The organism is Natronosalvus amylolyticus (genome assembly GCF_024298845.1).
Lineage (GTDB): Archaea > Halobacteriota > Halobacteria > Halobacteriales > Natrialbaceae > Natronosalvus > Natronosalvus amylolyticus.
In genome coordinates, this window is record NZ_CP101156.1 from 1,569,065 (window position 1) to 1,581,904 (window position 12,840).

Consider the following 12,840-nt stretch of genomic DNA (forward strand, 5'->3'; position numbering starts at 1 on the left):
CGGTCGAGTTGAGACGCAGGAAAACTATTATGCGGGTATGGATGGTTCGACTGACTGTCAATGACAACCACACCGTTCGAGCCAGAGGAGTACGAGCGCCGGGTCGACGCGACGAAAGAACGGATGCGGGAGGCCGGTCTCGAGACGCTGTTCGTCACCGACCCCGCAAACATGAACTATCTCACCGGTTACGATGGCTGGTCGTTTTACGTCCACCAGGGAGTCGTCGTCTCGCTCGAACACGACCAGCCGGTGTGGATCGGCCGCGAAATGGACGCAAACGGGGCGAAGGCGACGGTGTGGATCGATCACGAGCACATCAGATCCTACAGTGACGACCACGTCCAGTCGCCCGTCGACAAACACCCCATGGACTACGTCGCGACAGTCCTCGAGGAGATGGGACGGGAACGAACGGAAATCGGCGTCGAGATGGACGCCTACTACTACACCGCCCGGTCACACGAGCGACTCGAGCGGGAACTTCCCCATGCGACCTTCACCGACGCAACGCTGCTGGTGAACGAGGTGCGGATCGTCAAGTCAGAGCGGGAACTCGAGTACATCGAGCAGGCTGTCGAGATTTCCGATGCGGCGATGCAGGCGGGCCTCGATGCGCTGGCACCGGGCGTCCCCGAATCGACGGTCGCCGCGGAGATCTATCACACCTTGATCGACGGCGTGGAGGGTATAGGGGGCGATTACCCCGCCATCGTCCCGTTGATGCCCTCGGGCGAACACACGGGCACGCCACACCTGACCTGGTCTGACGAGGCGTTCGAGGCAGGCGACCCCGTCATCATCGAACTCTCCGGCTGTCGCCATCGGTATCACGCCCCGCTGGCGCGGACGGCCGTCGTTGGAGACCCCTCCGAGGAGATGCAGCGCGTTGCCGACGTCGTCGTCGAGGGGCTAAACGCCGCACTCGAGGTTGCCGAACCGGGCGTCACCTGCGAGGCGGTGGAACTGGCCTGGCGGGAAACCATTGCCGAACACGGCATCGAAAAGGCGTCTCGAATCGGATACTCGATGGGCTGTGGCTATCCGCCAGACTGGGGTGAACACACTGCGAGCCTTCGTCCGGGCGACGAGACGGTGCTCGAGGAGAATATGACGTTCCACATGATTCCCGGCATCTGGTTCGACGAGTTTGGCGTCGAAATCAGCGAGCCGTTCCGGGTGACGAGTACGGGCGCAGAGCGCTTTTCGTCCTTTCCGCAGGAACTGTTTTCGGTGTGATCGAGTGGACGTATCGACAGGGCCGTTTCGGCGGTAACCAAGATTGTAGCCGACAAACTACCGTGGATAACAGCGTATTACTACCCCTTCGGAATCCTCGTCCTCGAACACGCTCTACGTTTTCGGGTGCAACGGGAGGCGGCGCGTCTCGTCACGCCCTTTCAAGACGGCGAGGGGGTCACAACGAGCCAGATATCGACACCAGCGCCGCTCCGATGACGACGACGGCGGCCGCTGCGATCACCGCGGGCGTGACCTTCTCGAGTCGCTGGGGGAGAAACAGTGCAGAGAGGACGACCACGAGCAACGGCGTAGTCTGCAACAGCGGAACGACCACGACGACAGGTGCGACCTCGAGAGCAGCGAAGTATGCGACGAGCGCGAAGGTGCTCGAGACGCCGGCACCCAGGTACCAGCCCATCGTCGCGCTTTTCAAGGGAACCCGAACCGGCGCGCGGTGCCAGACCAGATAGCCAGCAAACCCGATCGTGCCAACGAACGTCATCAACAAGACCCCAGGAATAGCGGGCGTTCCCGCTGTGAGTCCCATCGAGACGAAAATTGGCTCGACGCCGATAGCGGCCGCCGCGCCAATCGGCAGCGCCAGCGAGAGGCCGAGGTCGCGAAGGGATTGATCCGGTTCGGCCGAGGACGCCGTCTCCCAGGAGATGACGGCGACGCCGCCGACGATGAGAACGATGCCGAGGAGGTGCGTTCCAGTCAGCCGTTCGTCCAGAAAGACGACGGCGAGGACGGTCGCAAAGAAGACGTTCGCGGAGATAACCGGCGACGTCCGACTCGCTCCGATCGTCTCGATGCTGCGGTACATGAGCAACCGGGCCACGAGCGAACCAGCGACGCCAGCAGCGGCAAACGAAAGGATCGAGTATGGAGTAAACAGCGTCGAGAGTTCCCCAGCGTAGAGAACGAGGACTATCGGAGTCAACAGAACGACGTTCGACAACAGCGTCACCAACACCGCATCAGTCACCTGGCCGTTGTCCGTCCCCAGGCGGATACACAGAAACTGGGCGGCCCACAACACGGCCGATCCGCTCGCGAGAACCAGTCCGAGCGTGATCCCGGTCAGTTCGACGGCCATACACGGTCTTCGGAGATGCCCCCTGATATACTGTCCGTCACGCGACCGTCTGTTAGCCAGTGCGACAATTTACACACGCGACGCAATAATATGACCCTGAAACGGGTTTAGCAGTCGTTTCTGTGTGCAGTGGCTACGTTGGTGCATACACGACGTTCTCGAGGCCAGCCACCGACTCCGTTTCCTCGAGCGCGGTGACGTTCCTCGCGACGATGTCTGCCAGTCTGTCCCAGTGTTTGGGCGTGTGTCCCCCGGTGTGTGGTGTAATAAGGACGTTCTCGAAACCCCAGAGCGGATGGTCAGCGGGAAGCGGTTCGGGGTCGGTAACGTCCAGAGCGGCCCCGCGAATTTCGTTGGACTGGATGGCCGCTACCAGCGCCTCGGTGTCGAGTATCGGACCGCGAGCGGTGTTGACGACGACGGCGTCAGGTGGGAGCGTCGCGAACTCGTCCTCGCCGAACAGTCCGCGGGTGGTGTCGGTCAGCGGACAGGCGATCACGAGGTAGTCAGTTCGGGCGAGCGCGTCGTGGATGGCGTCCTCGTCGAAGCCGATCACCTCGTCCGTCGGCCCGCCTTTCTCCGGACTGTATCTGACGCCGATAGTTTCGACCGAAAAGCCCTCGAGTCGGGCGACGAGTTCGGTGCCGATGGAGCCGAGGCCGACGACGGTGACCGTCGACCCCGTCAGTTCGAACGACTGGAAGTGTCGCCACTCTCGATTTTGCTTTCGCCGCCATCCCTCGTGGAGTCGTCTGGCGAAGACAAGCATGTTGCCGAGGGCTTGCTCGGCGATACCCGGGGCGTGAATCCCGCCGGCGTTGGTGACGATCACGCCGCGATCGCGGAACGCCTCCATCGGGAGGTGATCCGTGCCCGCGAACGAGCAGGCGAAGAGTTCGAGGTTCTCGGCGCGCTCGAGCAAGGCCTCGTCGATACGGACGCCCGTGACGACCGGTGCCCGTTCGACGAGTTCGCGTTCCGCCTGCGGCGTCGGTGCGTGGCGAACCTCGTGCTCGGGCAATCGCTCGGCCAGCAGGTCGGCGTACGGCTTCGTCGGCAGTCCTTCGGTCCCCTCACGGAGAACGACGACGTTCGGCGGTGAATCGTGCATAGATATCAACACGCGAGAAGGGCCGATAAAAGGGGTTGCCGTGGCGTGACACGGTATCGATGGCGTAGTTAAGTGTGTTGTCGTGGTAACGAACCGCATAGATGACTCGAACGGTTCGCGATAACCTGCGGGCGATCAGACGACGGTTCCACCGCTACCCCGAACCCGGTTGGCGGGAGTTTTACACCACGAGCCTGCTCGTCGACGAACTCGAGGGCATCGATGCGCGAAGCGAGGCGGCAGGGACAGGCGGCATCGACGAGATCGCCGTCGGCCCGGCCGCGATGGACCCCGACGCCAGGATGGCGGTTCCGGACGACGAGTCCCTCGAGACGTGGTTCACTCGTGCTCGAGAGCGTGGCGCCCGCGAGGACGTTCTCGAGGCGACGCGCGGAGGGTACACCGGCGTGGTTGCCAGGGTGTCTCGAGGCGACGGACCGTCGGTCGGCCTTCGCGTCGACATCGACGGGCTGTTCGTCGAAGAGGCCGAAGACGAGGACCACGAGCCCGCATCCGAGGGGTTTCGCTCCGAACACGAGGGGCTGATGCACGCCTGCGGACACGATGCGCACATGACCATCGGACTGGCCGTCCTCGAGGGCGTTCTCGAGAGCGACTTCGGTGGCACGTTCACGGTCTTCTTCCAGCCCGCCGAAGAGGAGGCTGGCGGGGGGAAACCGATGGCAGAAGGGCCGTATGCCGACGAACTGGATTATCTGCTTGCCGTCCACGTCGGTCTCGGCCATCCGACGGGGCGGGTGGTCGCCGGCATCGTGAAGCCCCTGGCGATGAGCCACGTCGAAGCCTCGATCCTGGGAGAATCAGCCCACGCCGGAAAGGAACCCAACGAGGGGCGAAACGCGATCCAGGCAGTGGCGACGGCCGTGCAAAACGCCTACGGGATCCCCAGGCACGGCGATGGCATGACGCGGGTCAACGTCGGTCAGATTGAGGCCGGAACCGCGAGCAACGTGATCGCCGAACGAGCGGACGTCGTGGCCGAAGCCCGCGGCGAAACGACGGAGTTGATGGAGTACATGAAGGGTGAACTCCGCCGGACGTTCGAGTCCGCTGCCAGCATGCACGGCTGTGAACTCGAGTTCGAGGTGGTGAGCGAGTCCCCGAGAGCCGACAGCGACGAGGCCCTGGTCGAACTGGTGTACGACGTTGCCGCAGAAACCGACGGGGTGGACGAACCCATCCGAACCGCACCGTTTGGCGCGAGCGAGGACGCAACCTTCCTCATGCGACGCGTCCAGGAGTCCGGCGGATTCGCCGCCTACCTGATCGTCGGTACCGACCACCCGGACAGCCATCACCGACCGCACTTCGACGTCGACGAGCGGAGCCTCGAGATCGCCGCGGACGTCCTGATAGGGGCGACCCGTCGACTCGAGGACGTACAATTGTAACCGTTCGACTCGGTACCCGATACGTCGCGTCGAACATTCGCACTTGTATCACCCAGGTCTGTCAACCTCTGGAACGTCACTGCTCGAAGGAAGCCGCCAATCCGTTGTCGCGCTGGTGGTCGCTGAGCGGGTTGATCGACGACGAATGGATATCTCTGAACGAAACTGCCACGGGAGCATTTCACAATAACGATTGTTGATTCACTATCTAAAAACTATATTTGCGAATGCATAAATTCGCGCAGTTCAAAGACGTCGTATGGACGAGACTGAATCCAGAGATCCGATTACCAACGTGCCGATCGACCAAGAAGAACCGGAAATATACCTGCCAGGCACGCCAACTGTCGAATTCACGGCATACCTCGAGCGCTTCATCGCAATGCTTCGTCGATAACGGCAGGAGTATCCGCCAGACCGATGTTTTGAACGGCCGACGGCACTCCCGAACGACGGTAATTGCTTTTTGTCGTACCTATTTAGGTCACTCGAGGTCAGTAACAGGAGACCTCCCGAGACCAGCAACTCGAGACGCTCGAGCGGTAGTCAGCTGCAACCATCACCTGTGAGACGACAGGAAACCGTATCAGAGTGGCCGGTTGTCGCTACGCTCATGGGAGAGGGCTCCAGACCGACACTGGCGCGAACCTCAAGAACAGACCGAAAATGGCACCCGTCCGAAAAGGCAGGTTCCCAGAACGAGAACTCGATGGAGCGACGAGAGTGGCGCTCTCGGTCAGTCGTCGTCGCTCGATTGTGCGGCACCGCCGACCGTCGGCGGCGTGTCACTCGAGCCGATGAGCGTCGTCTCTTCTTGCAACAAGACGCGACCGTACGTCGAGGTGAAGTGTTTGATCAGCCCGAGCATAGCCAGGAAGCACACGAACGCGAACGGTCCGCCGGTGATGATGGCGGCCGACTGGAGTGCCTCGACGCCACCCTGTATCATCAGGATTGCCGCCGTCATCCCGAGGACGATACCCCAGAAGACTCGGTTGATGTTCGATGGTCTCGCTTTCCCGCCGGTCGTCATCATCGACACCGCGAGCGTCGAGGAGTCCGCAGAGGTGATGAAGAACGTGGTTACGAGTATCAAGAACGCGATCATGAACACCGTTCCGAGCGGGAACGCCTCGAACAGGATGAAGCCAGTGACCTCCGCACCCTGCTCGAACGCCATGACGGAGCTAAAGTCGGCGATCTCGTTGTGCTGTGCATACAGCGCGGTACCGCCGAGAGAGACGAACCACGGAATCGTCGCCGCCGACGTGGCGACGATACCCGTGAACGCAACTTCCCGAACGGTTCGCCCACGAGAGATACGAGCGATGAACAGGCCGGCGAACGGCGACCACGAGAGCGCCCACGCCCAGTAGAACACGGTCCAATCGTTCATCCACTGGGTGCCTCCCTCGGTACCCGCACCGGTGTAGAGGCTCATGGAAACGAAGTTCGTGACCATCCCGCTGAGCGCCTGCGTGCCGAGCAGGACGAGGAAAATCGTCGGTCCAACGATGAACGTCGCTAGAAGCAAAATCACGAATAAAATCATGTTGAAGTTCGAGAGTCGGCGGATGCCGCGGTTGACCCCCAGAACCATCGAAATCGTAAACAGGAGCGTCATCGTCGTGACGACGAGTAAGATGCCCGTGTCGCCCAGGTCGATACCCCACTGGTAGTCGAGTCCAGTGACGAACTGACTGCCGATGAATCCGAGCGACGTCGCAACGCCACCGATGGTTGCGAACACGGCGAGGATATCGATCGCTTTCGCGGCCGGCCCGTCGAGGTTTTCCTTGCCCAGAATCGGCGTCAGTGCTGAAGACACTCGCAGTGGTACGTTCTCGTAGTTGTACGCGAAGTAGCCGATAGCAATGCCCATTATCGTGAACACGGCCAACTGGGGTAGCGCCCAGTGGAACAGTGTCTGTTGAACAGCAACAGCCATGGCCGGTCCGGACTGGCTCGAGACGTCGAACAGTGGGGATGGATTATCGTAGTAAAACAGTGCCTCTGTCGGTCCCCAAAAGACCACACCTGCAGCGAAGCCTGCGGAGTACAACATCGCGAAAAACGAGAGGAAGCTATACTCCGGTGGATCGTCGCCGAATTTGATTTTCCCCCACGGCCCCAGTATGAGAAAGAGGAGGAAGACCACGACCAGAAACACGATCACCAGCAGCGCCCAGTTGAGGTACTCCAGGAAGAACGTGTTGAGGCCACTGATGGCCCAATCCAGGGTCGAACGGCTGATGAAAAACGTCGCTATCACGCCGACGGTCAGTCCCGCACCAAACAGGAACACGATGGGGTCGAGTTCCTCACGGAAACGGCCGACAGCGCCGAGATCATCGCGGTTAGACATCGTAATCACCGCCTCGAACGGCCCAGTCGGTCAAACGAATACGATTCTCGTCTGATAGTACACCAATTCCCCGAGTGTTAATTGGCACCATGACACGCACACACCACATACCTCTCCTTAAGTATGACTAGAATTGCAATCTGCAGAAGTTGGTATCGTGTCCTTATCATGATTGTTACAAAATTTGAAGAGAATCTACACGCCTGGCCAAAAGTCAGTGCCCGATGAATCAATAGGGGGCCGGTCGTGGACGTCTTCGAGCATGGAGTAATGTAGGGCATATCGAGTGAGGCTGAGTGACGTTGAAGCGATGACGCTTCGACCGAAAGGCAGCAACCGATTACCCGCTGTCACGTCACCGGGTGGTCGCCGCCGCAATCGCCTCAACGAGTACGTCCAGCGCAACGTCGGCCAGTTCGCGGGTTAACACGAGCGGTGGCAGTAGTCGGACGATGCTGTCGTGGCGACCGGCAGTCCAGACCAGCACGCCATGTTCGTAACAGTACTGTTGAATCGCCGCAACCGTTTCGCCCGCCGGAGTCCCATCCCCGTCGACGAACTCGGCCCCGATAAACAATCCTTTCCCACGCACCTCACCGAGCATCGGGTTCGTATCCGCGACTTCCTCGAGTCGACCACGGATGTGGTCACCGAGTTCTCGAGCGTGGGCCAGTAAGTCGTGGGCCTGAATGTACTCTATGGCGCGGATACCGCCGACCATCGCCGTCACGTGACCGCGGTACGTGCCAGCGTGATCACCCGGCCCCCAGGTATCGAGTTCCTCCCGGTACATCGTCGCCGAGAGCGGCAGTCCGTTGCCGCCGAGCGCTTTCGCCATCGTCATGACGTCGGGTGTCACGTCGAAGTGGTCGGCGGCGAACCACTCTCCGGTCCGGCCGATGCCGCTCTGGATTTCGTCGAATATCAACGGCAACCCGTTGTCGTCAGCAATTTCCCTGAGTCCCTCGAGAAAGGCCGTCTGTGGGACGACCACGCCGCCTTCACCCTGAATCGGTTCGACGAAGATACCCGCCGGGTTCGCGAGACCGCTGTATGGGTCTTCGACGATCGCTCGAACCTCCTCGAGGGCATCTTTCGTCGCCTCGTCAGGGGTTTTTCCCTGTGCGAACGCGTACGGATAAGGCGCGTGGACGACATCGGGGAGCAACGGCGTGTAGTGACGCTTGAATTTTCTGTTCGAACTCAGACTCATCGCCCCGCTCGTCGGCCCGTGATACCCGCCGCGGAACGCGATCAGTCCGTCGCCGCCCGTGTTGTACTTCGCGAGTTTTATCGAAGCTTCTATCGCATCACTCCCGGTCGGGCCGCCGAAGACGACGCGATTGTTCCCGGCGAGCGACCCCGGTGCGATTTCGTCGAGTTTCTCGATCAGTTCGAGGCGCGCATCGGTCGGGAAATCGACCGTATGGACGAGTTTGTCCATCTGTTCGTGGATGGCTTCGACGACGTACGGGTTTGCGTGCCCGACGTTGAGGACGCCGATTCCGGCGAACATATCGATGAACGTGTTCCCGTCGACGTCCCGGATCGTGGCTCCCTTTCCAGCCTCGAACGCAAGCGGAATGTTGTTCGGATATGCGACGGCGCTGCTGTCGATCTCGCGTTGCTTCTCGAGCAGGGTTCGGGACCTGGGGCCGGGAACGGTATCGACGGCAGGGGCGTCCGCAAAGTGGAGTTCGTCGATCGGTGGTCCGGTGGACATGACCCACAGCATGCGAACCAGTCACAAATAAGTTGTCAGCAGTTATCATCGTTGGATAATCGAAATACGGGGCGAATCACCGCTCGAGACGCGTGACAGGCGGGCACCTCAAACCACTCGATAGGCGCGTGCTGGGGCGTTCCCGATAGGCCACCGTGGAACCCCCGATGACTGACTGCGCTGAAACCGGTAGGCCGCCCGTTGACCGATGCCATCATGCTACTCGAGGCACAAACGAACGACCAATGGCGGAACCTGCACGCGATGACGGTCCACCCTGTCCGCGCTGTGAGGCGTCCCTCTACAAGCGCCACTGTAAGTACGTGTGTCCACAACACGGCGTCATCTACGACTGTTCTGACCCCTTCCGGTGATCACTGCGTACGATAAGTCGAGTGGCCCGACTCACCAACTGAGTTGACCGCAACGATTACACCGTCTATCATCCTTTTCTCGACAACTACCGCCCTATGTCTACCCAACCGACCATCCTCGTCGTCGACGACGAGCGAGAGATAACCGACCTGTACGCTACCTGGGTCGACGACAGCTATCACGTCAAAACGGCCTACGACGGGCAGTCGGCACTCGAGCAGATCGATACGGACGTCGACGTCGTCTTGCTCGACCGTCATATGCCGGATCTGACGGGCGACGAAGTCCTCGCCGAAATCCGGCGTCGCGGCCACGATTGCTGGATCATCATGGTGACTGCCGTCGACCCCGGACTGGACATCGTCGAACTCGACATCGACGACTACGTGACCAAGCCCGTCTCACGAATGCAGCTCACCCGAATCATCGAAAACCTGCGCGTGCAGTCTCGCTACACCCAGAACGGCCGCCGAGAACTCGAGGCACTCTCGAACAAGATGGAAACTCTCGAAGACGAACTGGACCTCGAGGAACTCGAGGAAACGGAAACCTACCAGCAACTCGAGGCCGACCTCAAAGAGATGAGTGATGCACTCGTCGAAGACGGGTGATCAGGACGCTTACTGGACGACCTCGCCACGGTGGCGAAGCGCTCGATACAGCGTCGGCCCGAGAAGCATCCCGGCTGTAGCCGTACAAAACAGGGCCAACACCAGGCCGTACTCGCCGTTCGTCCCTTGCTCCATTGCACCCGTGAGCGAAGCCGCAGACGCACCGAGGGCGACGGCTGCCACCGTCCACGGGAGTTCACCGATTACCGTCCCGGCGACGAGCTGACGACTCGAGACACCGCTTGCGGCTGCAGCACACGTCGCGATATCGGACGGAATCGGCGCTAACCGCGAGGCAATGACACCACGAATTGGCCCGGCGTTCTCGTAGTAGCCAGTGACCACGTCGTGGCTCCGCTCGAGAAGTGTGTCGAATCGACCGGTTCCGGCGGTACGTTCGGGACTCGAAACCGACGGACCAGCGTGCTCGGCTGAACCGGTTTTCGCGTCTCGCTCGAGGAGCCACCGAGCGACCCCGAACGTCGGCAACACGGTAAAAGCGACGCCGAGCAATGCAATCGGAACGCCCTGCGTCAGTCCGTAGCCGTATCCGACGACGACTGCGAGTGGCGTCGTCGGCCACGCAAACAGTGGCCGGAAGACGTAGAGTCCGATCACGAGAAGCGCAAACGTAGTCGGGTCGGTGACGATGCCGTCGAGCGCCGCCACGGTGGCCGTTGGAGAAACAATCAGGGCGCCGAGAAGCACGATACCGACCAGTAGCGTACCCACGACGACACGAACCGATCCGATACGCTGCATCGACACGCGGGCGTTCGAACCCGGCCGTTGAAACCTTTGTGCCTCTCCCGGTGTTTTGTATCACCTTCAATACGTTGTGTCACTCTCGATCGAAGCGTGCCCGTTGGAGGTATCCAGCAGGTCTACAACTCGATATCCGGCGCGGTCGCCGACACAATGTTTAAGCACACTCGCAGGTCACTCAGGATCGATGGACGAGCGCGTCGAACTCGGTCTCGCTCTGCTCGAGCGACTCGAATACGAGTCACTGCCGTTGCCCGAGGTGGTCGACCGAATTGAGACGATCACGAACGACCCCATCGTTGCCCGAACGATCCTCGATGAAGCTGAACTTCGGGGGTTGATCGAACGCGAGGAGGGTATCGTCCGCGTCAAAAGCCGACAGTACGTTCGCTTCGAGGAACAGGTCGTGACCAAAGAGGGCGATTTTTCCTGCCGACGCTGTGGCTCGAGCCTCTCGACGGGCTACTTTCTCAAACTCGAGGCCGGCGAACTGGGGCCGTTCGGCTCGTCGTGTATTCGGAAAGTTACCGGGCGGGAGTGACAGGAAAATCGGTTGGTGACGAGGGCGTCGAGTACCGGCGCTGGGAAACCTTACCGGCCGCGGCGTAACTCTTCGATCAGTTGCTCGATAGTCTCCTGTTGGGCGGCAATCTGTTCGGTCTGTTTCGAGACCGTCTCCTCGAGCACCTCGATTCGCTCGAGCAGTTCGGGGTCCGTCCGGGGCGTTGGCGGGGACGACTCGGTCGATCCCTGACTCTCGTCGACCGCCTCGAGTGTGGGGGACTCGAAGGGGTCCTCTCCAACGTTGCTCGCACCCGTCGCTCGCTCGGTCGTCGGCGAGCCTGTGCGGGGACCGTTTGTGGTGTCGCCAAGCGGGTCACTCGAGGTATCGTTCGGCGTGTCCGTCTGTACGGCAGTCGACTCGGCGGTAGCCGATGGGTCTGCCCCTGATTGGTCGTCGGCAATCGCCCCGTCAGCATCGAGTTCCGGTGGGTTGGCATCCAGCGGGTCAACACCGACGCCGAAATCGACAGCGGAACGAGACGCTTCTGCTGGCTCCCCATCACCATCGTCTTCGGCAACTGTGGCGTTGAGTTCCTCTAGCGAGTCGACGTCGTAATACGTAAACAGGGCGCGCTCGAGGCGTTCACGAACCTCGCCCGCGCGGTCGTTCGGGGTTTTGAATCGCTGTTGTCGCCCGTCGGTCTCGAGGACGATCTGTGTGGCGACGCTCCCGGGTTCGAACGAGAGGTTGGTGACGGATTCGTACCCGTATTGCTCGAAATCGCCGTCCCAGACGGCCTCGCCGATGTGTTTGACGAGGCGGTGACTCGTGAGGATGACGGTCAGTTCGCTAAAGCGGAACGTCTGGAGGACGGTTTCACCGGGTTCGGTTATTCCGTTGCCGTTGAGGACGCCCGCGAGGACGGGATGTAAGACGTCGTCGGTGCGTTTTGCGGGGATGGTAAACTCGCGGGTCCCCTCCAGTGGGTACTCGAGCGTGAATCGGGTTTTTCGGCGGCCTTCAGAAAGCGTGAGTCGATCGGCTTCGTGGGGGAAGCTATCGACGGATTCGTCGCTGAGAAGGCCATCGGCGCGATAGATAATGGTTTTCGAGGGGGTAATAAACAGTTCGTCGTCGCCACCGAGCCCGACACGGGTGGCGATCTCCTCGCCCTCGAGCGTCGACTGGACGATTCCGGGAACGGTCATGCGGCGAAATTCGCACGACCTCGTCATAAATCCGTGGGTACGGATTGCACGCCGGGGTCGAATGGGAAGGTTAAAGAAACACAGCGCACAAGCGGAGAGTGAGCCCGGGTGGCTTAGCTGGACATAGCGCCGCACTCATAGGGTTCAGAGATTCGGTGCGGTTTCGCCTTGGAAGCCTGCGTGTCCCCCATACGAGGACTGCCGAGCCTCGAACCTGGGACATGCGGAGATCGAGGGTTCGGAGCCCTCCCCGGGCACTTCCTTTCTACACGAAGTCACGAACGGAGTGAGTGACGAGTCTAAAAGGGGTGCCCGGAAGAGGCGACGAACCCGGTGGTCTTCACCGAGCGACGCGAGGTGAAGGCAGGAACGACGAACGAGGTGAGTCGTTCCGTGGTTCGGAGCCCTCCCCGGGCACTTATCA

At 60.9% G+C, this 12,840-nt stretch carries 12 protein-coding genes and 1 tRNA gene; 7 read left to right on the top strand and 6 right to left on the bottom strand.

What is annotated here, in order from left to right:
* Positions 1–60 precede the first annotated feature (60 nt).
* Positions 61–1,239 carry a M24 family metallopeptidase gene (locus tag NLK60_RS07420; RefSeq protein WP_254810248.1) on the top strand — a complete coding sequence of 393 codons (1,179 nt, stop codon included), beginning with the start codon at positions 61–63 and terminating at the stop codon, positions 1,237–1,239.
* Between the two features lie 178 nt (positions 1,240–1,417).
* Here the strand turns inward: NLK60_RS07420 and NLK60_RS07425 are convergent, their stop codons facing one another.
* On the bottom strand, positions 1,418–2,341 hold the full coding sequence (locus tag NLK60_RS07425) for an EamA family transporter (RefSeq protein WP_254810249.1): 924 nt from the start codon (positions 2,339–2,341) through the stop codon (positions 1,418–1,420).
* A gap of 133 nt (positions 2,342–2,474) precedes the next feature.
* Complete coding sequence (locus NLK60_RS07430) at positions 2,475–3,452, bottom strand: D-2-hydroxyacid dehydrogenase (RefSeq protein WP_254810250.1); 978 nt, start codon at positions 3,450–3,452, stop codon at positions 2,475–2,477.
* A gap of 101 nt (positions 3,453–3,553) precedes the next feature.
* Between NLK60_RS07430 and NLK60_RS07435 the strand changes: the two genes are divergently transcribed.
* Positions 3,554–4,864: an amidohydrolase gene (locus NLK60_RS07435; protein ID WP_254810251.1), complete on the top strand. Its 1,311-nt coding sequence runs from the start codon at positions 3,554–3,556 to the stop codon at positions 4,862–4,864.
* A gap of 259 nt (positions 4,865–5,123) precedes the next feature.
* Entirely contained in the window at positions 5,124–5,261 is a 138-nt protein-coding gene (locus NLK60_RS07440) for a hypothetical protein (RefSeq protein WP_254810252.1), read from the top strand.
* A 339-nt stretch (positions 5,262–5,600) separates the two neighbouring features.
* Here the strand turns inward: NLK60_RS07440 and NLK60_RS07445 are convergent, their stop codons facing one another.
* Positions 5,601–7,229, bottom strand: a complete 1,629-nt coding sequence (locus NLK60_RS07445; RefSeq protein WP_254810253.1) for a BCCT family transporter — start codon at positions 7,227–7,229, stop codon at positions 5,601–5,603.
* Between the two features lie 355 nt (positions 7,230–7,584).
* A complete protein-coding gene (locus tag NLK60_RS07450; protein WP_254810254.1) occupies positions 7,585–8,952 on the bottom strand; it encodes an aspartate aminotransferase family protein in 1,368 nt (455 codons plus the stop codon).
* Between the two features lie 245 nt (positions 8,953–9,197).
* Between NLK60_RS07450 and NLK60_RS19505 the strand changes: the two genes are divergently transcribed.
* Together NLK60_RS19505 and NLK60_RS07455 are read left to right on the top strand one after the other, a co-directional pair.
* A complete protein-coding gene (locus tag NLK60_RS19505; RefSeq protein WP_256530397.1) occupies positions 9,198–9,326 on the top strand; it encodes an HVO_2523 family zinc finger protein in 129 nt (42 codons plus the stop codon).
* 96 nt (positions 9,327–9,422) lie between these two features.
* Complete coding sequence (locus NLK60_RS07455) at positions 9,423–9,938, top strand: response regulator transcription factor (protein WP_254810255.1); 516 nt, start codon at positions 9,423–9,425, stop codon at positions 9,936–9,938.
* Between the two features lie 9 nt (positions 9,939–9,947).
* On the opposite strand, the gene NLK60_RS07460 is transcribed toward NLK60_RS07455, so the two are convergent.
* Complete coding sequence (locus tag NLK60_RS07460; protein ID WP_254810256.1) at positions 9,948–10,700, bottom strand: TVP38/TMEM64 family protein; 753 nt, start codon at positions 10,698–10,700, stop codon at positions 9,948–9,950.
* A gap of 190 nt (positions 10,701–10,890) precedes the next feature.
* Between NLK60_RS07460 and NLK60_RS07465 the strand changes: the two genes are divergently transcribed.
* Complete coding sequence (locus NLK60_RS07465) at positions 10,891–11,244, top strand: DUF5830 family protein (protein ID WP_254810257.1); 354 nt, start codon at positions 10,891–10,893, stop codon at positions 11,242–11,244.
* A 50-nt stretch (positions 11,245–11,294) separates the two neighbouring features.
* Here NLK60_RS07465 and NLK60_RS07470 read toward each other — a convergent pair whose 3' ends face one another.
* The gene (locus NLK60_RS07470) at positions 11,295–12,416 is read right to left on the bottom strand and encodes a DUF7115 domain-containing protein (protein WP_254810258.1); all 1,122 of its coding nucleotides are present in this window, start codon (positions 12,414–12,416) and stop codon (positions 11,295–11,297) included.
* 102 nt (positions 12,417–12,518) lie between these two features.
* Between NLK60_RS07470 and NLK60_RS07475 the strand changes: the two genes are divergently transcribed.
* A tRNA-Met gene (locus NLK60_RS07475) sits at positions 12,519–12,673 on the top strand.
* Positions 12,674–12,840: the final 167 nt, after the last annotated feature.

What these genes read in the sequence shown, in the direction of transcription:
- NLK60_RS07460 (WP_254810256.1), bottom strand. Translation starts at nt 10,700, where the DNA reads ATGCAGCGTATCGGATCGGTTCGTGTCGTCGTGGGTACGCTACTGGTC.
- NLK60_RS07445 (WP_254810253.1), bottom strand. Translation starts at nt 7,229, where the DNA reads ATGTCTAACCGCGATGATCTCGGCGCTGTCGGCCGTTTCCGTGAGGAA.
- NLK60_RS07425 (WP_254810249.1), bottom strand. Translation starts at nt 2,341, where the DNA reads ATGGCCGTCGAACTGACCGGGATCACGCTCGGACTGGTTCTCGCGAGC.
- NLK60_RS07450 (WP_254810254.1), bottom strand. Translation starts at nt 8,952, where the DNA reads ATGTCCACCGGACCACCGATCGACGAACTCCACTTTGCGGACGCCCCT.
- NLK60_RS07465 (WP_254810257.1), top strand. Translation starts at nt 10,891, where the DNA reads ATGGACGAGCGCGTCGAACTCGGTCTCGCTCTGCTCGAGCGACTCGAA.
- NLK60_RS07455 (WP_254810255.1), top strand. Translation starts at nt 9,423, where the DNA reads ATGTCTACCCAACCGACCATCCTCGTCGTCGACGACGAGCGAGAGATA.
- NLK60_RS19505 (WP_256530397.1), top strand. Translation starts at nt 9,198, where the DNA reads ATGGCGGAACCTGCACGCGATGACGGTCCACCCTGTCCGCGCTGTGAG.
- NLK60_RS07420 (WP_254810248.1), top strand. Translation starts at nt 61, where the DNA reads ATGACAACCACACCGTTCGAGCCAGAGGAGTACGAGCGCCGGGTCGAC.
- NLK60_RS07440 (WP_254810252.1), top strand. Translation starts at nt 5,124, where the DNA reads ATGGACGAGACTGAATCCAGAGATCCGATTACCAACGTGCCGATCGAC.
- NLK60_RS07470 (WP_254810258.1), bottom strand. Translation starts at nt 12,416, where the DNA reads ATGACCGTTCCCGGAATCGTCCAGTCGACGCTCGAGGGCGAGGAGATC.
- NLK60_RS07435 (WP_254810251.1), top strand. Translation starts at nt 3,554, where the DNA reads ATGACTCGAACGGTTCGCGATAACCTGCGGGCGATCAGACGACGGTTC.
- NLK60_RS07430 (WP_254810250.1), bottom strand. Translation starts at nt 3,452, where the DNA reads ATGCACGATTCACCGCCGAACGTCGTCGTTCTCCGTGAGGGGACCGAA.